The sequence below is a fragment of the Aeromonas fluvialis genome, assembly GCF_000819885.1.
GTDB lineage: Bacteria > Pseudomonadota > Gammaproteobacteria > Enterobacterales > Aeromonadaceae > Aeromonas > Aeromonas fluvialis.
This window is the reverse complement of sequence record NZ_CDBO01000036.1, coordinates 75,977-97,320: the sequence shown is the minus strand read 5'-3', so window position 1 is coordinate 97,320 and position 21,344 is coordinate 75,977. Positions and strand designations below refer to the sequence as shown.

Below are 21,344 nucleotides of genomic sequence, written 5' to 3'. Positions count from 1 at the left end.
TCTCATGCTCAAATCCCCACTGTTGCCCCGTTTCGGGGATCTGGTCGTTGCCATTGTTGACGATGTGCTGGGTCAGGGTCTTACCCTGGACCGCGCTTATGCCCGTCACTTCTCCGGCATCGAACTCAAACCGCAAGAACAGGCAAGGATTGCCCTGGTCACCGGCGACCTGCTGCGTCGTCTCAGCCTCTATTGCTTCCTCACCGGCATTCAGGTACGTCAGGCCGAAAAGAATGTCTGGCCGCTGCTGCACAGCTGGCACGCTTTCCACAAAATAGCTCAACCCAACCACCCGACCCTGGATCGCTTCAATGAGGAGGCGTTTCGTCGCCGCCTGACCGAAGCCAAAAAAAACCCGGTATTGATGGATGGTTGCCCAAGCTGGCTGGAAAAGCTCGGCAGCGAGCAGTTGGGCGAGGCCTGGCCTGCCGAGCGTGCCGCCCTGGCCTGGATGCCCAAGCGCTACCTGCGGGTCAACACCCTCAAGTGCACCCGTGATGAGCTGCAGGCTGCGCTGGCCAAAGAGCAGGTCACCACCATTCCGGTTGAAGGTGTGGAGACTGCCCTGCAGGTCACCTCTGACGCAGCCCTGTTCCGCACCAAAGCCTTTGCTGACGGCTGGTTCGAACAGCAAGATGCCGGTTCCCAGCACATCGCGGCGGCGCTGGACGTGGCACCCGGCATGCGGGTGATCGACGCCTGCGCCGGAGCCGGTGGCAAGACCCTGCACATCGCCGCCATGATGAAGGGCAAAGGCCGCCTGCTGGCGATGGACGTAGAAGAGTGGAAGTTGGAGAACCTCAAGCAACGCGCCCGTCGCGCCGGCGCCCACAACGTGGAGACCCGGGTCATCACCAGCAGCAAGACCGTCAAGCGCCTCAAAGAGAGCGCCGACCGCCTGCTGCTTGACGTACCCTGCTCCGGCCTTGGCGTACTCAAGCGCAATCCGGATGCCAAGTGGCGCGATACCGCCGAGCGTCTGCCGGTGCTGGTCGCGCTGCAAGCCGAGATCCTGCAGCGTTACAGCCAGATGGTGAAGGTGGGTGGTATGCTGGTCTACGCCACCTGCTCCATCCTGCCCGAGGAGAACCGCCAGCAGGTGGACAAGTTCCTCGCGGCCAACGAGAACTTCCGCCTGCTCGATGATCACACCGTGAGCCCGGCAGCCACCGGCTTCGACGGTTTCTACCTGGCGCGTATCGAGCGCATCGCCTGATACCGTCTTGCAGCATAAGAAAAGGGGAGCCGATGGCTCCCCTTTTTGCTTAATACTGTGATGGCCTTATTCGGCAGCAGCATCATCCTGCTTGTACTTGGCGGCAGTTTCCTTGATCAGAGTCTGCAACTCGCCAGCCTGGAACATCTCGATCATGATGTCGCAGCCGCCGATCAGCTCGCCCTCCACCCACAGCTGCGGGAAGGTGGGCCAGTTGGCAAACTTCGGCAACTCGGCGCGGATGTCCGGGTTTTGCAGGATATCGACGTAAGCAAACGGCTCGCCACAGGACATCAGAGCCTGAGAGGCCTGTGCAGAGAAACCGCAGCTGGGTAGCTTGGGGGAGCCCTTCATGTAGAGGATGATGGGGTTATCAGCCAGCTGCTGTTTGATCTTTTCAATAGTTTCCATAAGTGCCTCACTAGAGCGATTTCGGTCGCCATTCTACTGCAATCCGGGCAGAGCACAAACTGGCAAACCGCGGCAACTGCAAGAAGTGACGAATCAATAAGCCGCAGCTTGATCCGGATCATGGCGCCAATCAAGAGTTGTTAGGCCATCTTTGATACTGCTACAATCCCCTGGCTTTGGGCCAACTGGCCCCATCACTTCAAAAACAACTCTTTTCAAAATAGAAAAGAGTACGCAATGTCTTGCAACCGTTGCCTTCGCACGGCCAGCCAATGGAGAGTAGAAAATGGCATTCGAACTTCCCGCTCTGCCCTATGCAATCAATGCTCTGGAACCGCACATCTCCCAGGAAACCCTGGAATACCACCACGGCAAGCACCACAACACCTATGTGGTCAACCTGAACAATCTGGTGCCGGGTACCGAGTTTGAAGGCAAGTCTCTGGAAGAGATCATCAAGACCTCCACTGGCGGCATCTTCAACAACGCTGCCCAGATCTGGAACCACACCTTCTACTGGCACTGCCTCTCCCCGAACGGCGGTGGCGAGCCCACTGGCGCCCTGGCCGATGCCATCACCAAGGCGTTCGGCTCCTTCGCCGAGTTCAAGGATGCGTTTACCAAGTCTGCCATCGGCAACTTTGGCTCCAGCTGGACCTGGCTGGTGAAGAAGGCTGACGGCTCCCTGGCCATCGTCAACACTTCCAACGCCGGTTGCCCGCTGACTGAAGCCGGTACCACCCCGCTGCTGACCGTCGACCTGTGGGAACACGCCTACTACATCGACTTCCGCAACCTGCGTCCGAAGTACATGGAAACCTTCTGGACCCTGGTCAACTGGGAATTTGTGGCCAAGAACCTGGCTGCCTAATTAGCCTCGCTTGCCAACACGCCCCGCACTGCGGGGCGTTTTTTATCTCCAGATAGCCAAGAAAGTAAAAAAGCGCCCGCAGGCGCCTTTCACATATCGAGATATGTGCGCTTACTGGTCCAGCTCGTCCATATATTCATCCAGATTGGCATCGTCAGCCTGCTCTTGCTGAGACGCTTTCAGCTCAGTCTGCTTGCCGGTCACCTTGTTCTGGTTGTACTGCAGATAGAAGTCCTTGGTCAGGGCATAGGGATCGAGCGCATTGTCGATGATCCGCTCCTGATCGATCAGCTTGGAACGGGTGCCGAGGCCATCCAGCGTCCAGTGCACCACTTTCAACGGCAGAGTCAGCAAGGCATAAGGGAAATACAAGGTATCAACGGTATCCCCCACCAGCTTGCGTGTGGTGGTCGGACCGAAGACAGGGACCATCAAGTAGGCACCATCCCCGATATCGGCGCGACCCAGCACGGTATCGAGCTCCAGCTTGTCACGTTCCAGCCCAACATTTTTAGCTACGTCAAAAATACCTAGCAGACCGAGCGTGGTGTTGAGCGTAAAACGTCCTAAATTGACACCCGCCCCCTTCACGTCGCCGGTCAGCAGATGGTTGACCATGCTGCTCGGCTCATTGAAGTTCTCTACCAGATTCTCGATACCATCCTTCATTCCTTGTGGAACATAGCGAGCGTAGCCATGCACCACGGGTCTGGCGACATGTGGCTCCAGCACATCGTAGTTAACTGCCCACATGGCCCGGTTGGCCCCTTCAAAGGGGTCGCGGGAATCATTCGCCTTGCGGGTTACTTTCGGATGATATTCTCCCACCTTGAGGTCTAGGCTCTCGGGGCCCGGCTTGGGTGGCCCACCAGCACAACCTGTTATCAAGAGAGCTGCCAATATGGCCCCTGAACGTAGATGCATATGGAAGTCCTAGACTTTTATTTTGATTAATCAGAAGTATAGACAACCCGGCCCCCATAATGGGAGCCGGGTAGAGGGTTATATTAGAGGGCGTGATCGATACGGATGTCAATCGGCGCCGCCGGGATCTCGGCCGTCTTGACCGGTACGGATAACCCTTCAAAAGCGCCTTCCTTGTTCATCACATTGCCACCGCGCGAGAGACGCGCCTTGAATTGCAGCTCCGGATAGGTCGCCAGCTTGCTGCCTTCCATCATGGCATCGCCATCTCCCAGTGACAGGGTAACTGGCAGGGTTGGCCCGGCGATACGCTTCACGGCGATGGGCATGGGCGGCCCGTTAGGCACCACAGCAAAGACGAAAAGATGGGCATCTTCCGGTATCTGAATGCCGGCCGCCAGCGTGATATGGATGGGGAACTCCCCCTCCTTCACTGCGAGTTGCTGTCCCTGCTCCGCGTCTGTTTTGGCCGCCCCCGGATGCGTCACCTCAATGCCGCGCTGCTTGAGCTGCGCGCGAGCATACTCCATGGAACGCTCCACCATCACATAGCGAGGTGTCTCTTTTTCCATCAGCGGCAGCATCTCCTGCCAGCGCGCCAGTGCGGTCTGAAAATCCTCTTTCTGCAGCGCCATAAAGGCATAGACGGAGCGCGCCTCGATATTACCCGGCTCTTCGGCAATAGCCGCCTGCAGCAGGCTGTCGGCCTGAGCTTCGTCCCCGGTCATCATCAGAGCCTGGGCGTAAGGCACCGCCACCATGGCTTTTTGGGGCGCCAGCTCATAGGCATGGGCCAGCGACTCGCGGGCCATCTCGGGATCGTTGCCATCCAGAGACAGGCGACCCAGCAGCAGCCAGCCACGGTAATCGTTCGGCTCGTCTTTCAAGCGGGTACGCAGGGCCAGGGTAAAGTCCAGCAGATCCTGCTCGGTCACCTCGGCATTGCGCTCCACCAGAATGCGATTGCTGAGCTCGCCGATGCGGCTGCTGGCATCCTGCCAGCGGGCCACTTCCTGCCAGGCGCCCAGCTTGTAGTAGAGCCCCAGACTCACGATGAGGAGGACCAGCACGCCGGGGATCCAGATCAGGCTCTTTCCGCCACGAGCGGTCTGCTCCACGTCGGGAATGTCGTCCAGCAGACTGCGTTGCAGTTCGACCAGCGAATCGGACTCCTCCGCCAGTACACCCTGCTCGCGCTCTTCGCCAATCTCCAGCAGCCGCTGACGATAGAGCTGTTTGTTGAGGGCCGAACGGCTGATGCTTTGTTTACCTTCACCACGCCACAGTGGCAATACCAGTGCCAGGCTCGTCAGCACCAGCAAGCCCGCAATCACTATCCAAAAAGCGGTCATTGTTTCTCTTCCTCTTTGAGCAGCTCGGTCAGACGACGCCGCTCCTCCTCACTCAGGGCGTTATCCAGTTGTTGTTTCATCACGGGGGGCCGGCGGCTGCGCATCACCACCACGGCCAGACCGATGACGATGACCAGCAACGGGCCGAGCCAGAGGATCAGGGTGGAGGCCATCAGGGGCGGGTTATAGAGGATAAAGTTGCCATAACGGGCCACCATGTAGTCCACGATCGCCTCTTTATCCTTGCCCTCACGCACCATCTGGTAGGTCTTGTCGCGCAAGTCCTTGGCCAGCCCCGCATTGGAGTCGGCGATATCCTGGTTCTGACACTTGGGGCAACGCAGCTCCTTGATCAGTTCGCGAAAGACCTGCTCCTGATTGTCGTTGTCAAAGGTGTAGACATCGATGGCAGCCATGGCCGGCGCTTGCACTATCCATCCCAGCAACAGCAGCAGGGAAGCAATAAATACTCTCATCAGGACTCCCCTCACTTCATGGCGTCAAAGATGGGTTTGAGGGTCGCCGCCCAGTTTTCGGGGTTGATATCCCCCACGTGGCGATAGCGGATAATCCCCTGGCTGTCGATGAAGAAGGTCTCCGGTGCGCCATACACCCCCAGATCCAGCCCCAACATGCCATCGGGATCATAGAGGTTGATCTGGTAAGGGTTGCCAAGCTCTTCCAGCCACTTGATCGCCTTGTCCCGCTCATCCTTGTAGTTCATCCCGACAATGGTGATCCCCTGCCCCGCCAGCTCCTTGAGATAGGTGTGCTCACCGTAGCAGGTCGGACACCAGGTCGCCCAGACGTTGAGCAGCATGGGACGACCGGTCAGGATGGTGCGATCATGCTGCTTGTTGAGATCATAGATATCCTGCAGGGTGAAGACAGGCACCTCTTTGCCTACCAGCACGGATTCGAGCTTGGTGGGGTCGGAGTAGAGCCCTTTAAACAGAAAAACGGCCCCCAACAAGAAGATCACGAAGGGGATCAGAAACAGCCAGGTCTTGCGAGTCATGCTTTCACCTCCTCTTCACGACGGCCGAAGCGGTAACGCTTGTCGAGCATCGCCAGCACACCCCCGATAGCCATGAAGACGCCGCCAAACCAGATCCAGCGAACGAATGGCTTGTAGTAAATACGCACCGCCCAGGCACCGTTGTCGAGGGGCTCGCCCAGCGCAGCATAGAGATCCCGGGTCACGCCAGCATCGATGGCGGCTTCGGTCATCGGCATGCGGCTCACCGTATAGACCCGTTTCTCGGGTTTGAGGGTACCGACATGCTTGCCGTTCTTGTGCACTTCCAGCACGCCCTTGAAGCCGTCGTAGTTGGGACCGTTCTTTTCGGCAATGCCGGTAAAGACAAACTCGTAATCGGCAAACTGCACCCGATCACCCGCCTGCATCCGCAGGTCCTTTTCGATGCTGTAGTTCTGGGTACAGGCGATACCTATGATGCTGACCGCAAGGCCCACGTGCCCCAGGATCATGGCCCAGTGGCTGTTGCCAAGGCGGCGCACGCCGACCGCAAAGCGGTGCTTGTGGGTGGCACGGACCCAGGTCTCCTGGGCACTGGTGACAATGATCCAGACGCCCAGGCCAATACCCACCGCAGCCCAGGGCTTGAAGTCCTCGGCAAATGTCAGCGGCAACAACAAGGCGGCCGCCAGGCTCAATACCAGGGCCAGGATCACCTTGCCCTTGAGCTCGCCAAGCTCCTGACGACGCCAGCGAAACAGCGGGCCAATCCCCAGCAGCAGGGCAAACGGGATGATCAGCCAGCTGTAGATGTGGTTAAAGAAGGGGGTGCCGATAGAGATGCTCCCCAACCCCAGCTCCTTGTGTACCAGCGGCAACAGGGTGCCCAGCAGCACGGTGAGCAGACCCGCCACCAGCATGATGTTGTTGGCGAGCAACAGGGTCTCGCGGCTCCACAGCTCGTGTTTGCCGTGGCTCTTCACATGGGAGCCCTTGAAGGCGAACAACAGCAGGGAGGAGCCGATCACCGCCAGCAGGAAGCCGAGAATGAACAACCCGCGGGCCGGGTCAGAGGCAAACGCATGGACCGATACCAGCACGCCGGAGCGTACCAGGAAGGTACCGAGCAAACTCAACGAGAAGGCTGACAGGGCCAGCAGCACGGTCCAGGCCTTGAAAGTGGCGCGTTTCTCGCTCACCGCCAGCGAATGGAGCAGCGCGGTCCCCGCCAGCCAGGGCATAAACGAGGCGTTTTCTACCGGATCCCAGAACCACCAGCCGCCCCAACCGAGCTCGTAGTAGGCCCACCAGGAGCCGAGCACGATCCCCAGCGTCAGGAATACCCAGGCCGCCATGGTCCAGGGGCGAGACCAGCGGGCCCAGGTGGCATCCAGCCGGCCGGTCATCAGCGAAGCAATGGCAAAAGCAAACGCAACCGAGAAGCCCACGTATCCCATGTAGAGCATCGGCGGATGGAAGATGAGACCGGGATCCTGCAGCAACGGATTGAGGTCGCGTCCATCCACCGGGAAGTAGGGCAGCGTACGGGTGAAGGGATCGGAAGTGAACAGCACGAAGGCGGTAAAACCGACCGAGATGAGACCGAGCACACCGAGCACCCGCGCTACCGCATCGAGCGGCAGACGGCGGCTGAACAGGGCAACGGCGGCGGACCAGCCACCCAGGGTCAGCACCCACAGCAGCAGGGAACCCTCGTGGGCGCCCCACACGGCGGAGATGCGATACGCCAGCGGCAAGCGGCTGTTGGAGTTGGTGGCCACATACTGTACGGTGAAGTCGTTGTCGATAAAGGCCCAGGTCAGGCAGAGGAACGACAGCAGCAGCAGCAAGAACTGGGCATAGGCGAGCGGGCGAGCCGTCGACATCATACCAAGACGCCCCCATTTGGCGCCAAGCAGCGGGTAGCTCCCCAGCAACAGGGCTGTGGCAAACGCCATGATCAGAGCAAACTGTCCTAATTCTGGAATCATGGACGGGTTCCTTTCTGGTGAGCCGAGCCCCTGACAGGGGCACAAAGACGATACGAGGGAATGACAGCGACGGGGATCATTGCTTGGATCCCTTCAACTGCGCGTCGGTATATTCCGGCTTGTAGTGCATACCGCTGGTGGCTTCCGCCACTTCCGGCGGCATGTAGTTCTCGTCATGCTTGGCCAGCACCTCGAAGGCTTCCACCGTAGTGGCATCCTTGAGGGTGCCCTGAGCGACGATGCCCTGCCCCTCGCGGAACAGGTCCGGCAGGATGCCGTCATATTCGACCGTCACCAGATGGCCGCCGTTGTCCACCAACTGGAAGGCAACCCTGAGGCTCTGGGGATCCCGCTTGACCGAACCGGGCACCACCAGCCCCCCGATGCGCAGACGCTGGCCCTCTTCCGGCTTGATCTTGTCCGGTCCTTTGCCTTCAACCAATTCGCTCGGGGTATAGAAGAGATCGATATTCTGGCTGAGGGCATAGAGCACCAGCCCGCTAACGGTGGCCAGACCCAGGGTGATGGCTAGGATGATGGTGAGGCGTTTCTTGCGTCTCGGGTTCATAGGGTGTTCTCCATCTGCTGGGCCGCCTTGCGACGGGCCTCGCGTGCCTGCTTGCTACGCAATTCGCCGAGCAGGTTGCGGGTTTTCATACGGGTAGAAATGACGATGCCGACTAGGCAAAGCAGGGTCAGGCCAAAGGAGAGCCAGACGTAGAAGGCGTAGCCACCCATCGCCAGAAAGTCACTGAAAGAGGCAAAGTGCATGCTTACTTCTCCTGCTCGGCAATCTCTTTGACCCAGGGGCGATGCCACTCCCGCATCAAGAGCTCGTTACGAAAACGCATCAGGGTCAGGGCCCCGAGGAAGGTGGCAAATGCCAGGATCATGATGAGCAAGGGCCACAGCATCTCGGCCGAAATAGAGGGCTTGTCGAATTTGGTGATGGTGGCCCCCTGGTGCAGGGTGTTCCACCACTCCACCGAGTAGTGAATGATGGGCAGGTTGATGACCCCCACCAGCGCCAGAATGCCGGCGGCACGGCCAGCAACCACCTTGTCACTGAAGGCGTTGTAGAGGGCAATCACGCCGAGGTAGAGAAACAGCAGGATCAACTCAGAGGTGAGTCGCGCATCCCACACCCACCAGGTGCCCCACATGGGTTTGCCCCAGGCGGCACCGGTAAAGAGCGCGATGAAGGTGAACACGGCGCCAACCGGCGCGATGGCTGCCACCGTCATGTCCGCCATGCGCAGTTGCCACACCAGTCCGATAAAGGCAGCCACCGCCATGGTGGAGTAGGCCCCCATGGAGAGAATGGCGGAAGGCACGTGGATATAGATGATCCGGAAGGAATCCCCCTGCTGATAATCGGCGGGGGCGAATGCCAACCCCCAGATAGTGCCGATCACAAACGAGAGCAGACTAATCACAGCAAACCAGGGCAGCAGGGTACCAGCCAGCTGATAGGCCCGCTCCGGTTTGGCATAAGGGTGCAACCATTTCCACATAGCTCACAAAACCTTTTGTTATTAATCATTTGGCGAGGCATACCATACCTATCACGGGTTTACATCAAATACCCCGAAAGCGATAAGCGAGCCTCTCCTTGATCCACAGCAACTTAATCTTTTCAAAAAGAACCCCATTCGGGACCTTTGCAATCTAACTAACTGTGAGGTCAGTTGAGGCTGACCCGTAATGCGGCCGAAACGGCCAGCGGCGTCAGGGTCAGGGTTCCCACCAGCATGGCGGCCAAAATAGCGAGCTGGCCGCCATAGGGCAAGCCCATCCCCGCCGCATCAATGGCGGAGGTAGCAAAAATCAGTACCGGAATATAGAGCGGCAAAATTAGCAGGCTGAGCAGGACACCGCCCTTGCGCAGACCGACAGTCAGGGCCACCCCGACTGCGCCGAGCAGGCTCAGCACGGGAGTACCCAGGGCCAGAGTGGCCACGACCGCCAGATAGCTGTTCATGTCCAGCGACAACAAGATGGCGAGCAAGGGGGAGATCAGCAGCAAGGGCAAGCCGGTCAGCAGCCAGTGAGCAACCACTTTGGCCAGCGCCAGCAGCCCGAGCGGATGAGGCATCAACATCATCTGCTCCAGCGAACCATCGCTGAAATCATCGCGAAACAGCCGCTCCAGCGACAGCATGGCCGCCAGCAGGGCCGCCACCCAGATAATCCCGGGGGCAATACGGGCCAGCAACTTGGGCTCTGGGCCAATACCGAGTGGAAACAGGGTGATAACAATAAGGAAGAACCAGAGCGGGTTGAGAATATCGGAGCGCTGGCGCAGGGCGATCAGCAGTTCACGATGAATAAGGTGCATAACGGCGCGCAGCATGAGCTTACTCCTGCAATAGAGGGGTCAGCGACAGGGTTTTCAAACGTCCCTGCATCAGGGTGAGATCCTGGTGGGTGGTCAGGATCACCATGCCCCCCCGATCTGCATGGGCCAGGAACAGTTGCTCAAGCACCTTGACCCCCTGCTTGTCGATGGCGGTAAACGGCTCGTCCAGGATCCATAGAGCCGGTTTGTCACTGAGCCAGAGCCTGGCCAAAGCAACCCGGCGCTGCTGACCGGCAGAGAGCTGCCCGGTCGGATTCTCTTCGAAACCGGCAAGCCCTACCCGGGCCAATATCTGCCACAGGTCGTAGTCCTGTTGCTGAGGGTGATGCAACTGCTGATAGAACTTGAGGTTTTCAAAAGGGGTCAGCGCCGCCTTGACCCCGGCATGGTGGCCCAGATAGAGCAGATTGGCATGATATTCGTCGCGGCAGTGGCGAATGTTCTCCCCATTCCAGCACACCTCGCCGGCAAATGGCTGTGACAACCCGGTCAGCAGACGCAACAAGCTGGTCTTCCCCACCCCGTTGGGACCTTCAATCTGCAGCAGATCGCCAGGCGCTACCGTAAAGGAGAGATGTTCAAACAGGGTGCGATCTTCACGCACGCAGCTCAGATTGTTGACTTGAAGCAGCATGAGGGTGTTGTCAGGTGGAAAGAAGCGGCGTGCATATTAACATAGTATTGAAGGGGGTCTTTTCAAAGATGCCAATAATCAGCAGGATTTGTGGCGAAGATCGCGCCACAAACGCTTAGAAAAACGGCCAAAACAAATCAGGAATGCCGTTGCCTTCCTGACCCATCAAGAACGCCCTTTTCGTAATGAGATCAAGAGCTCGGCTTCTGCCTTTGGCAACTCGCACTCACTCATGACCTCATCAAGATCGGCGCCCAGTTCAACCATTTTGGCCGCTCGACTGTAAAGACGTCGCTCGGGATCCTGCAGGGTGAGCTCTTGCTGGCGATCATTGACCTGCTGCATCGCCCCTTCTACCGACTGCAGCCGCTGTCCCATGCCGATGGCGCCGGTATGAAGCTCCATCATCTGTTTGCGCAAGCTTTCCAACTGCCCCTGCAACGTGGCCACACTGGCCTCGGACTCCTGCTTGCTACGCTTGCTCTTGAACCAGATATAAGAGGCAAACACCAATGCAATCAGGGACAACCCCAAGGCAACCATCTCGATTATCAAAACATCACCTTATTTATCAGAGGGAACCGATATCTTCCCACTCTTCATCGGAGAGCAGCTTGTTGAGGTCGACCAGGATCAGCAGCTGACCATCACGGTTGCTGACTCCCTGGATGAACTTGGCACTCTCTTCGGTACCAACGGCAGGCGCAGCATCGATTTCGGACGATTTCAGATAAACCACTTCCGCCACGCTGTCGACCATGATGCCGATCACCTGCTTCTCCGCCTCGATGATGACGATGCGAGAGTTTTCACTCACATCGCCGGAGGGCAGGCCAAAACGGGAGCGAGTATCGATGACAGTCACCACATTACCGCGCAGGTTGATGATCCCCAGCACATAATCAGGAGCCCCCGGCACCGGCGCAATTTCGGTGTAGCGCAACACCTCCTGAACCTGCATCACATTGATGCCGTAGGTTTCATTCTCCAGCTGGAAGGTTACCCATTGCAGCACTTCATCTTCGGCCAGATTCTGTGCGATATTGCGCTTTTCTGTCATGTTTTTATTCCTTTTATGAAAACGTCTAATGCTAAAACTAGCAATAAAACAGCTCGATTGCAGAAGTTATCAGCGACCTTCTATGTTAACCCCGCGCTCCAGCAAGAGGAGCAGTTCGCGGACGTGTAACAGGGCACACATTTTTTCTTTGACCATGCCCGCCAACCAGGGGCGCTTGCCCTCCTGATGGCGCCATTTCACCTGGTCACGGTGTAACAATTCAGTCCCTTTGAGATGATGGCAGGCTAATCCCCACGGAGATTCACCAAGCATAATCAGATACTTGTAATCATCCATCTCGAGATGCTGACCCGGCATGACCCACTGGGCAGTATCGACCACATTCATCTTCTGCTCGCGAGAGGTCATGATCCCCTTGTACCAGCCAGGCTGGCCAAAGAGGGAGCTGATCTCGCCCAGCTGATGAATACCACCCAGCTCGGTCAACGGCACAGCAAACGTCACGCCCGCGACTTCAAAGAAAAGGGCCTGAAACTCGTTACCGGTATCGATATTCTCCCAGGCAACAGGTTCACTGGCCTCTACCGGATCAACCTCCAGCGCAGTCTCGGTCAGGATGGTTGTATGGGGCTCCGCAACCTCGGGAAGCAGCACCTCCGCAGGCCATTCAGGCTCCACCGGCAACAGTGACTCCTCCGCCACAATCTCCAGCGGAGCGGTGAGTGTTATCTCCTGGGTGAAGGCATCATTTTCGAACTGAACTTGCCCTACCTGTGCGAGCAATTCACCCAGCTGGGCAAGGCGTGGATCGCTTTCGAGGTAAGGTGCGGCGACTACCTCGGGGACGCTCTGGGGCTGACGTTGCAACGGTAAAACAGGGGCAGATTGAACCTCTTCCACCTCATCCAGCACCAGCGGCTCATCGAGCAGCAGGGAGTGGAAGTAGTCATCCATCGCACGAACTTGAATGGTGTCGCTCATGACATCACCTCATGAGCCCGCTGCCGCTCAAGGGCATCAAGATGATTGAGCAGCGTCTCATAGGCATAGGTGCCGCGACTCCCGGGGGAATAAATAGATGGGGGAATATGCAATAAACTGGCATCCCGAAACTTGGTGTCGATAGGGATAACGGCATTCCACACCGATTCACCATATTGATCCTTGATCGATTTCAAGGTCATCAGAGAAGCACGGGTGCGCTTGTCGAACATGGTCGGGATCACGGTATAGCGGAACTTGTCACGCTTGGAACGCTGCATGATCTCGAATGTTTTCATCATCCGCTCCAACCCTTTGAGGGCCAGAAATTCGGTCTGGACCGGTACCAGAATGCGATCGCAGGCAGCCAGCGCGTTGACCATCATCACCCCCAGTACTGGCGGGCAGTCGATCAGCACATAATCATATTGATCCTGAATGCGCAGCAGTGCCCGCTTCAGTACCAGTCCCATACCTTCACGATTGCCCATCACTCGATCAAGGGTCGCCAAGGTAATAGATGCTGGCAGTAAGTTAATATTTTCGAATTTGCTCTTGAGCGTCAGTTTATTGACAAGCTCGGCTGTCGGTTTGACAGCTTGAAACAACTCATAGAGGGTTCCATCCAGGCGATCTGAATCAAAATCAAGATATGCAGTCAACGAAGCATGGGGGTCGGTATCAATCAACAGCACCCGCTGGCCACGCTGGGCCAGGATCCCCGCAAGCGAGACCACTGTGGTGGTTTTACCCACACCACCTTTCTGGTTGGCAACCGTCCAAACAATCACTGTATCAATCCTGCCTTGTTGTTATGCGTATGCCACCACCGGGCAAGGTGATCACCTTTATCTCTCCTGCCTCCACCGCCTGCTGTACAGCAGGAACCGGTTCGGCAACTACCTTAGGCGTTGCAACCACAGGTGCCGGCGGCACCCAGGCAAATTTGGAGATAGCGACGACCACCTTGCGATTCTGCAGTCTGCCCTGCTCGCTGCCGTTGTCAGCAAAAGGGGAAAACTCGCCATATGCCTCGAACGCCAAACGCTGAGGGGCGATCCCATCGGCAATCAAGCCATTGAGTACCGCCTCGGCCCGAGCAGCAGACAGCGCCCAGTTAGAACGATAAATTTCATTATTTATCTGTTGGTTATCGGTATATCCCCGAACTCTTACGTAGTTATCGACCGGTTTGAGAATACTTGAAAGAGTATTGATAACCGGTGCAGCATTCGGTCCCATGAAGGCACTACCACTGCCAAACAGCAGACCAGAACTGAGTTCAATGGTCAGCCAATTCTCATCTTGCGTCAGTTTAACGATGCCGGCGTCCACCAGCGATCCCATGCTTTGTTGCAACTGCATATCGAGTTTGGCAAGTGTCGTGCCATCTTGCAGCACTGGCACACCAGAAATGGGAGCAAGTGAAGGGGAGGGTGATGCTACGCTTTCCAGCAACGACGGAGAGGCAGAGGCCGCGTTATCCAGCAGGGAACTGCCCTGCCCTTCAAGCAAGCCATTGCTGCCAGACTGCACAACACTGAATGCCTGACTCATGCCATCGATCACCGCTCGATATTTGTCCTTGTTCACCAGCGCAACGGAGTAGAGCACCACGAACAAAGCAAATATCAGCGTCATATAATCGGCATAGGAGACCAGCCAGCGATCAAGGTGCTCACGCCCCTGCAAGTGCAACCGATAGCGCTTGCGCATGGCTACTCTCCTTTTAAATAGGCCCTGAGCCGACGTTCAACCTGTAAACCATTCTCACCATGGGCGATGGCTAACAGCCCTTCCAGGGTCATCTCCTGAAACAGTGCATAGTGATAGTGAAATGCGCGCAACCGGTTGGCGATCGGCAGATAAATGAGGTTGGCAAATCCCACCCCATAGATGGTTGCCACAAATGCAACTGCAATACCCGCCCCCAGTGCTGACGGATCTTCGAGATGAAACATGGCCTGGATCAGGCCCAGCACGGCACCGATGATCCCGATGGTCGGACTGTATCCCCCCATGGCTTCAAACACCCGGGCCGCATGTTCATTGCGCTCCTGCTCGATATCGATATCGGCTTCGAGCAACATGCGAATATCCTCCGTAGATACCCCATCGACAATCAAGTTCAACCCTTGACGGGTAAAGTGTTCTTCCTCCTGATCAGCCTGATTTTCGAGGGCCAGCAGTCCCTGCTGGCGCGCAAAAGCAGCCCAGGATTGCAGTCGTTCAGCCTGCGCAGAGAGATCTTGCCGGGGAGGGGTAAAAATCCATAATAGCTGACGCAACGCCAGCAGAATGTACTTGGCAGGAGTCTGCAGTGTGACGGCACCAACAGTGCCTCCCAGCACGATGAGAAAAGCGGGCCCGTCCAACAACGTCAACAGGGAGCCACCATGCCACAGCTGGGCAATAGCAATAGCCCCCAATGCCAGGAGCAGACCGAGCAAGCCCATGATCAGCGCCCCAACTCAACCAGAATACGCTGGGCCACCTTGTCCAGAGGAAGTGATTCACTGGCAATCCCTGCCTTGGCAACCGCTTGGGGCATGCCATATACCACGCAGGATGCCTCGTCCTGAGCCCAAATAGTCGAGCCCTGCTCTTTCAGCAACCGGGCCCCATCACGACCATCGGCCCCCATACCGGTCAGCACAATCGCCAACACCTTGTCGGCATAGGTCTTGGCAGCAGACGCGAAAGTAATGTCGACACAAGGCTTGTAGTTCACCTTGTCATTGCCATCAATAATCCGGATGCGGGCTCCTGATCCACGCCCCTCCAACAGCATCTGCTTGCCACCGGGCGCCAGGTAGGCATGTCCCGGTTTGAGCACATCACCATCCTCCGCCTCCTTGACACCAATCTGGCATAAGCCGTTTAGACGGGCAGCAAAAGCCGCGGTGAAAGTAGCGGGCATATGCTGGATAAGCAAGATTGGATGGGGAAAGTCCCCCGGCAACTTGGTCAGTACGTTTTGCAAGGCGACTGGGCCACCGGTAGACGTCCCGATCGCCACCAGTTGATAACTCTTGCCACTTCGCTTGAATGAGGTGCCTGGAACAGTACGCTGCAGTTCAGACTGACGTTCAGCCGTTCTGGGTACTGTACTGCCCTGTATCATGCGCTCAACAGGCTCCGGTGTTTTAGGTCGTGCTGCCGTCGTCATCAGGAAACGCTTGCGGGATATCTCTTTCACCCGCTGTTGCAACAGCCTGACCGCTTCATCCTTGTCTCTGGCAATGTCTTCAAATTTCTTGGGCAAGAAGTCGAGGGCACCAGCATCCAGGGCATCCAGCGTCGCTTTGGCCCCTTCATGGGTCAGTGAGGAGAACATCAGAATAGGGGTCGGACACTTGGCCATGATCTCCCGCACCGCACTGATACCATCCATCACGGGCATTTCTATGTCCATGGTGATCACATCAGGGCGCAGCGACATGGCCTTATCTACCGCTTCACGCCCATTCTGGGCAGTATCAAGCACCGTCAGCATGGGATCCTGATTGATTATCTCGCTCACCCGACGGCGAAAGAAGCTCGAATCGTCGACAACTAATACCTTGACTGCCATTGTTATTTTTCTAACTCCTTGGGCCTGAGCGATTAATGTCTACGCGCATATGCTTTTAGCAGACTCGGCACATCCAGAATAAGGGCAATACCGCCATCACTGGTAATGGTCGCACCAGCCATCCCCGGGGTGCCTTGTAGCAGGTTATCGAGCGGCTTGATCACCACCTCTTCCTGTCCAATCAGACTGTCGACCACAAACCCGATTTGCTGAGTGCCAATCTGCACGATCACCACATGTCCGGAATCCTGACGTGAACGCTTATTGGCGCCACGAATCAACCACTTGTGTAGATAAAAGAGTGGAATCGCCTTGTCACGCACTATGATTGTGAGCTGGCCATCGACCATATTGGCCTTTTTCAGATCCAGATGGAAAATCTCGTTCACGCAACCGAGTGGCAATGCGAAGGTCTGTTCACCCACCTCCACCATCAGGGTAGGCAGGATAGCCAGTGTCAGGGGAACCTTGATTTCGAGACGGGTGCCTTTCCCCCACGTAGAATCGATATGCACCGAACCATTGAGGCTGACAATACTGGTTTTGACTACATCCATCCCGACACCGCGGCCGGATATATCGGAGATCTCGGCCTTGGTCGAAAATCCGGGGGCAAAGATCAGGTTATAGGCATCGTTATCGCTCATGCGAGCAGCCGTATCGGCATCGAGCACGCCACGACTGATAGCAATAGACTTGAGTTTTTCCGGATCCATCCCGGCACCGTCATCCTCAATGCAAAGCAGGATATGGTCACCTTGCTGGGAGGCGCTAAGGGTTATAGTCCCTTGCCGCGGCTTACCGGCTTTCTCCCGCACATCCGGCATTTCGACCCCGTGATCGCAGGAGTTGCGAACAAGGTGAACCAGCGGATCGGCGAGCGCCTCCACCAGGTTTTTATCCAGGTCGGTCTCCTCCCCCACCATCACCAGCTCAATCTCTTTTTTCAGCGTTCTGGCCAAATCACGCACCACGCGCGGGAAACGACCAAACACTTTCTTGATTGGCTGCATGCGGGTTTTCATCACCGCACCTTGCAGATCAGCCGTGACCACATCCAGATTGGCAACCGCCTTTGACATCTCTTCATCATTGCTGGCAATACCCAGGCTCACCAAGCGATTACGCACCAGCACCAGCTCGCCCACCATGTTCATGATGACATCGAGTGTTTTGGTATCGACACGGACAGTCGTATCGCTCTGCACCGCACTGTTTTCGGCTGGCGCTGGCGCAGCCTTGGCGGCGGGCGCGGGTGTCTTGGGGCTCTCTGCTGGTTTCGCAGGAGCAGCTTGTACGGGTTTCGCTACAGGCGCAGCCGGTTTGGACGGAGTCACCGCGGCTGGTGCCATCGTACTCTGTGGCCCCTGGCCACGACCATGCAATTCATCAAGCAGACGCTCAAACTCATCATCATCGATAAGCTCGTCCACCTCTTTTTGCACGGACTTCAAGGGGTTAACCTCTGGCGCCCCCATGTGCTGCCCCTGACCATGAAGCTGATCCAGCAAGGCCTCAAACTCATCATCGGTGATATCACCAGAACCGCCAATAACAGGAGGGGCTGTCGTCATTTTGGTGGGTGTACCACCCACGCCATGAAGTTCATCCAGCAAACGCTCGAATTCATCCGCAGAAATCTCGTCGATCGATCCACCACCATTGACAGGTGCTGGCTCATTGCTGACGATAACGGGCTCGACAATTTTGGGGATAACCTCGACGATCGGCGCAACAGGTTCCGGCTCGGCGTCACCAGCAGAGCTGGTAGCAGTACGCAACTGCTCTTCACCTTCAGGCTTGCACAGCTCATGGAGGTCATGAAGCAAATCATCCGACGCAGGGCTAGGCGCTTCGCGATTTTGAACCTGAGTGAACATGACATTGATGGCATCCAGCGCTTGCAGGATCACATCCATCAGTTCGGCGGTCACGGTTCGCTTGCCATTGCGCAAGATATCGAACACGTTTTCCGCACCGTGACATACATCAACCAGTTCACCGAGCGACAGGAAGCCGGCCCCCCCTTTCACGGTATGGAAACCGCGAAAGATGGCGTTCAACAGGTTCTTGTCGTCGGGCCGCTTTTCCAAGTCGACCAGTTGTTCAGACAACTGTTCCAATATTTCGGATGCTTCGACCAGAAAGTCTTGCAGTATGTCTTCATCAACTTCGAAGGCCATGCGTCACTCCATTAGAATCCCAGGCTAGACAGCAGATCGTCCACATCATCCTGACCATTAACCACATCGGCGCGAGCCTCCGGATTCATGATCGGTCCTTCTGCTTCAATCCCGCTGACAGGAAGAGTACGAGTTGAATGCTCAGCAGAAGCCTCACCAAACATGGTCAGCATTTCTATTAATTTTGTTTCAACTTCCTGAACCAGTTTGATGACCTTGCGGATCATCTGACCGGTCAAATCCTGAAAATCTTGCGCCATCAGGATTTCTGTCAGCAGTTGCCGTAATTTATCGGCATCAGACTCTGAAGCCTTAATAAAATCATCAAGTTGGTGACATAAGGATTTGAACTGCCCCACGCTCATGTCACGAGACATAAGGGCATTCCAGTTCGGCATCACCAGCTGGATATTGTCATTCAGGCGATCCGCTATCGGCAAACTGGCTTCCACCGCATCCATGGTGCGATTGGCAGCTTTGTCCGTCATATCGATAACGTAGCTCAAACGTTCCCGTGCATCGGGAATGTCATGAGTAGCCAAGTCAGGAATACGGGGGTCAATGCGAAATTCTTGAAGTGAATCATGCAGTTGTCTGGTCAGCTTACCTACTTTTTCAAACAGATCGGCTGCGTTGGGGGCACATACATTGGCAAGCAGTTCATCGGCCTGCTCGAATTCACCTTGCTCCAGATGAGCAACAAGCATCCTTGCCTGGTCGAGCGAAATCATTGCTCTCATTTTGGCCATCATCCCTGCAGTTCCTTAGCCGAGGCGTTCAAAAATTTTGTCGAGTTTTTCTTTGAGCGTTGCTGCAGTGAAAGGCTTGACGATATAACCGTTAACGCCAGCTTGGGCGGCTTCGATGATCTGCTCACGTTTGGCTTCCGCCGTCACCATCAGCACCGGCAGATGCTTGAGCTTTTCATCGATACGAATGGCTTTCAGCAGGTCGATACCTTGCATCCCTGGCATGTTCCAGTCAGTCACTACAAACTGGAAATCACCATTTTTCAGCATCGGCAGTGCTGTGTTGCCGTCATCCGCTTCATGGGTGTTATTAAACCCAAGGTCGCGCAGCAAGTTCTTGATAATCCGGCGCATCGTTGAAAAATCGTCAACAATGAGGATTTTCATGTTCTTGTCCAAAATTCCCTCCTCAATAGCCACCTGAGTGGCTCACTTACATGATGCTAAAAACGGGGTGTGTCATGCGGATTATGCCTTAGAGTTTCATCTCAGTGTAGCCAATACAAACACTTATAGATGCCAATCTCTCAAACGAGCGCGCAGTCTGTGCATTGCTTGGCTGTGTATCTGACTCACACGCGACTCGCTCACACTCAAAACCTCGCCAATCTCACGTAAATTCAACTCTTCATCGTAGTAAAGAGAGAGAACCAGGGCCTCTCTCTCCGGTAAGCGACCAATTTGCTCCGAAAGTTGAATTTGAAATCGTTCTGCAGCCAATTCATCAAACCCCGAACCTGACGGGGCGTCATCAGGATTGCCGATCACATCCTCACTGACGCCAAGATCCTCGATACCGATGATCTTGCCGCAGGAAACATCCTGCAACATGGCATGATAATCAGCGAGAGAGACCCCCATTTGCGCGGCGACTTCCGTGTCACGAGCATCTCGCCCATTGGCTTGCTCCACATTTTCGATCGCCTCGGCGATCGCCCGGCTGTTGCGATGAACGGAACGGGGCACCCAGTCACCACGACGGATCTCGTCCAGCATGGCGCCACGGATGCGGATCCCGGCATAGGTCTCGAAACTGGCCCCCTTGCTGCCATCAAAGTTACGCGATGCTTCGATCAGCCCAATCATACCTGCCTGGATCAGGTCATCCAGCAAGACACTGCTGGGCAGGCGAGCCAACAAATGCTGGGCAATTCGCTTGACCAGAGGAGCGTGACGCTCCACCAGCACATAGGAATCCTGATGACGCAAGTACGCTTGGGCTTTATTCACGGGAACCTTCCTGTGTGGTGGCCGGTTTTTGCAACAAGTTCTCCAGGAAAAACTCTAGGTGGCCGCCCGGTTGGTTGGGCACAGGCCAGCTTGCTGCCTTGTTGGCCAGGGCTCGGAATGCCAGCGCCGCAGGTGACTTGGGAAATGCCTCGACAATCAGTTTTTGCTTGCGCACGGCAGCGCGCAAATTGGTGTCATAAGGTACGCAAGCGACCAGCTCCAGCGAGGTGTCTAGGAAGCGATCGGTCACCCGGGTCAGCTTGGCAAAGAGCTCCTGCCCCTCGCGCAGGCTGCGCACCATGTTGGCCACTACCTTGAAGCGAAACACGCCGTGATCCTTGGAGAGGATCTTGATGAGGGCATAGGCATCGGTGATGGAGGTTGGCTCGTCGCACACCACCACCATGATGTCCTGGGCGGCGCGAGTGAAACTCAGCACCATGTCGGAGATCCCCGCCGCCGTATCCACCATCAGGATATCGACCTGGGTCTTCATCTCACTGAAGGCACGGATAAGCTCGGCATGCTGTACCGGCGAGAGTTCGACCATGGACTGGGTCCCCGAGGTCGCAGGGACAATCATCATGCCATACGGGCCCTCAACGATAATGTCGTCGATAGTGCACTCCCCTGCCAGCACATGAGAGAGATTGCGATGAACCCGCAGTCCCAGCATGACGTCAACATTCGCCAGACCAAGGTCGGCATCCAGCACCATCACCCGCTTGCCTTGGGCCGCCATGGCTCCCGCCACGTTAAGGGTCACGTTGGTTTTGCCCACGCCACCTTTACCACCGGAAACGGCGATCACTTTTACTCGATTGTTTTGACGCATTTTGCGCAGACCACTCGCCTGATCCATATACATG

25 protein-coding genes are annotated in these 21,344 nt (G+C 56.4%); 2 read left to right on the top strand and 23 right to left on the bottom strand.

Features of this window, described 5'->3' with window-relative positions:
* Positions 1 to 4: 4 nt before the first annotated feature.
* Positions 5 to 1,216: an RsmB/NOP family class I SAM-dependent RNA methyltransferase gene (locus tag BN1125_RS08190; RefSeq protein ID WP_042011684.1), complete on the top strand. Its 1,212-nt coding sequence runs from the start codon at positions 5 to 7 to the stop codon at positions 1,214 to 1,216.
* A 66-nt stretch (positions 1,217 to 1,282) separates the two neighbouring features.
* On the opposite strand, the gene BN1125_RS08185 is transcribed toward BN1125_RS08190, so the two are convergent.
* Positions 1,283 to 1,627, bottom strand: coding sequence for a Grx4 family monothiol glutaredoxin (locus BN1125_RS08185; RefSeq protein WP_042011682.1), 345 nt, complete (start codon positions 1,625 to 1,627; stop codon positions 1,283 to 1,285).
* A gap of 286 nt (positions 1,628 to 1,913) precedes the next feature.
* On the opposite strand from BN1125_RS08185, the gene sodB reads away from it, so the two are divergent.
* Complete coding sequence (gene sodB / locus BN1125_RS08180) at positions 1,914 to 2,498, top strand: superoxide dismutase [Fe] (protein WP_011705306.1); 585 nt, start codon at positions 1,914 to 1,916, stop codon at positions 2,496 to 2,498.
* 111 nt (positions 2,499 to 2,609) lie between these two features.
* Here sodB and BN1125_RS08175 read toward each other — a convergent pair whose 3' ends face one another.
* The 22 genes from BN1125_RS08175 to BN1125_RS08070 all read right to left on the bottom strand — a co-directional run bounded on the left by BN1125_RS08175 (position 2,610) and on the right by BN1125_RS08070 (position 21,343).
* Complete coding sequence (locus BN1125_RS08175) at positions 2,610 to 3,422, bottom strand: MlaA family lipoprotein (RefSeq protein ID WP_042011680.1); 813 nt, start codon at positions 3,420 to 3,422, stop codon at positions 2,610 to 2,612.
* 83 nt (positions 3,423 to 3,505) lie between these two features.
* On the bottom strand, positions 3,506 to 4,774 hold the full coding sequence (gene ccmI, locus BN1125_RS08170) for a c-type cytochrome biogenesis protein CcmI (RefSeq protein ID WP_042011679.1): 1,269 nt from the start codon (positions 4,772 to 4,774) through the stop codon (positions 3,506 to 3,508).
* Positions 4,771 to 5,250, bottom strand: a complete 480-nt coding sequence (locus BN1125_RS08165; protein WP_042011677.1) for a cytochrome c-type biogenesis protein — start codon at positions 5,248 to 5,250, stop codon at positions 4,771 to 4,773. Before BN1125_RS08165 ends, ccmI begins: the two co-directional genes overlap by 4 nt.
* An 11-nt stretch (positions 5,251 to 5,261) precedes the next feature.
* Positions 5,262 to 5,792: a DsbE family thiol:disulfide interchange protein gene (locus BN1125_RS08160; protein WP_042011676.1), complete on the bottom strand. Its 531-nt coding sequence runs from the start codon at positions 5,790 to 5,792 to the stop codon at positions 5,262 to 5,264.
* Positions 5,789 to 7,744 (bottom strand): heme lyase CcmF/NrfE family subunit, encoded by a 1,956-nt coding sequence (locus BN1125_RS08155; RefSeq protein WP_042011675.1) that lies wholly within the window; start codon positions 7,742 to 7,744, stop codon positions 5,789 to 5,791. Before BN1125_RS08155 ends, BN1125_RS08160 begins: the two co-directional genes overlap by 4 nt.
* Positions 7,745 to 7,820: 76 nt before the next feature.
* Positions 7,821 to 8,312: a cytochrome c maturation protein CcmE gene (gene ccmE, locus BN1125_RS08150; protein WP_026456547.1), complete on the bottom strand. Its 492-nt coding sequence runs from the start codon at positions 8,310 to 8,312 to the stop codon at positions 7,821 to 7,823.
* Entirely contained in the window at positions 8,309 to 8,515 is a 207-nt protein-coding gene (gene ccmD / locus BN1125_RS08145; protein ID WP_042011673.1) for a heme exporter protein CcmD, read from the bottom strand. The genes ccmE and ccmD overlap by 4 nt, the downstream gene beginning before the upstream one ends.
* 2 nt (positions 8,516 to 8,517) lie before the next feature.
* Entirely contained in the window at positions 8,518 to 9,258 is a 741-nt protein-coding gene (locus tag BN1125_RS08140; protein WP_042011672.1) for a heme ABC transporter permease, read from the bottom strand.
* Between the two features lie 170 nt (positions 9,259 to 9,428).
* The gene (gene ccmB / locus BN1125_RS08135; protein ID WP_042011671.1) at positions 9,429 to 10,097 is read right to left on the bottom strand and encodes a heme exporter protein CcmB; all 669 of its coding nucleotides are present in this window, start codon (positions 10,095 to 10,097) and stop codon (positions 9,429 to 9,431) included.
* 4 nt (positions 10,098 to 10,101) lie between these two features.
* The gene (gene ccmA / locus BN1125_RS08130) at positions 10,102 to 10,737 is read right to left on the bottom strand and encodes a cytochrome c biogenesis heme-transporting ATPase CcmA (RefSeq protein ID WP_042011670.1); all 636 of its coding nucleotides are present in this window, start codon (positions 10,735 to 10,737) and stop codon (positions 10,102 to 10,104) included.
* A 165-nt stretch (positions 10,738 to 10,902) separates the two neighbouring features.
* The gene (locus BN1125_RS08125; RefSeq protein WP_042011720.1) at positions 10,903 to 11,280 is read right to left on the bottom strand and encodes a DUF2802 domain-containing protein; all 378 of its coding nucleotides are present in this window, start codon (positions 11,278 to 11,280) and stop codon (positions 10,903 to 10,905) included.
* Between the two features lie 28 nt (positions 11,281 to 11,308).
* Positions 11,309 to 11,797: a chemotaxis protein CheW gene (locus BN1125_RS08120; RefSeq protein WP_042011669.1), complete on the bottom strand. Its 489-nt coding sequence runs from the start codon at positions 11,795 to 11,797 to the stop codon at positions 11,309 to 11,311.
* 69 nt (positions 11,798 to 11,866) lie between these two features.
* Entirely contained in the window at positions 11,867 to 12,739 is an 873-nt protein-coding gene (locus tag BN1125_RS08115; protein WP_042011668.1) for a chemotaxis protein CheW, read from the bottom strand.
* Positions 12,736 to 13,530, bottom strand: coding sequence for a ParA family protein (locus tag BN1125_RS08110; protein WP_042011666.1), 795 nt, complete (start codon positions 13,528 to 13,530; stop codon positions 12,736 to 12,738). The genes BN1125_RS08115 and BN1125_RS08110 overlap by 4 nt, the downstream gene beginning before the upstream one ends.
* A 4-nt stretch (positions 13,531 to 13,534) precedes the next feature.
* On the bottom strand, positions 13,535 to 14,455 hold the full coding sequence (locus BN1125_RS08105; protein WP_042011665.1) for a flagellar motor protein MotB: 921 nt from the start codon (positions 14,453 to 14,455) through the stop codon (positions 13,535 to 13,537).
* 2 nt (positions 14,456 to 14,457) lie between these two features.
* A complete protein-coding gene (locus BN1125_RS08100; RefSeq protein WP_042011664.1) occupies positions 14,458 to 15,195 on the bottom strand; it encodes a flagellar motor protein in 738 nt (245 codons plus the stop codon).
* A gap of 2 nt (positions 15,196 to 15,197) precedes the next feature.
* Complete coding sequence (locus BN1125_RS08095) at positions 15,198 to 16,313, bottom strand: protein-glutamate methylesterase/protein-glutamine glutaminase (RefSeq protein ID WP_042011663.1); 1,116 nt, start codon at positions 16,311 to 16,313, stop codon at positions 15,198 to 15,200.
* Between the two features lie 32 nt (positions 16,314 to 16,345).
* A complete protein-coding gene (locus BN1125_RS08090; protein ID WP_042011662.1) occupies positions 16,346 to 18,496 on the bottom strand; it encodes a chemotaxis protein CheA in 2,151 nt (716 codons plus the stop codon).
* Between the two features lie 11 nt (positions 18,497 to 18,507).
* A complete protein-coding gene (locus tag BN1125_RS08085) occupies positions 18,508 to 19,248 on the bottom strand; it encodes a protein phosphatase CheZ (RefSeq protein ID WP_042011661.1) in 741 nt (246 codons plus the stop codon).
* A gap of 12 nt (positions 19,249 to 19,260) precedes the next feature.
* On the bottom strand, positions 19,261 to 19,632 hold the full coding sequence (cheY, locus tag BN1125_RS08080) for a chemotaxis response regulator CheY (protein WP_425283627.1): 372 nt from the start codon (positions 19,630 to 19,632) through the stop codon (positions 19,261 to 19,263).
* 123 nt (positions 19,633 to 19,755) lie between these two features.
* Positions 19,756 to 20,475 (bottom strand): RNA polymerase sigma factor FliA, encoded by a 720-nt coding sequence (locus BN1125_RS08075; protein ID WP_042011659.1) that lies wholly within the window; start codon positions 20,473 to 20,475, stop codon positions 19,756 to 19,758.
* Positions 20,468 to 21,343: a MinD/ParA family protein gene (locus BN1125_RS08070; RefSeq protein ID WP_042011658.1), complete on the bottom strand. Its 876-nt coding sequence runs from the start codon at positions 21,341 to 21,343 to the stop codon at positions 20,468 to 20,470. The genes BN1125_RS08075 and BN1125_RS08070 overlap by 8 nt, the downstream gene beginning before the upstream one ends.
* Between the last annotated feature and the right edge of the window lies 1 nt (position 21,344).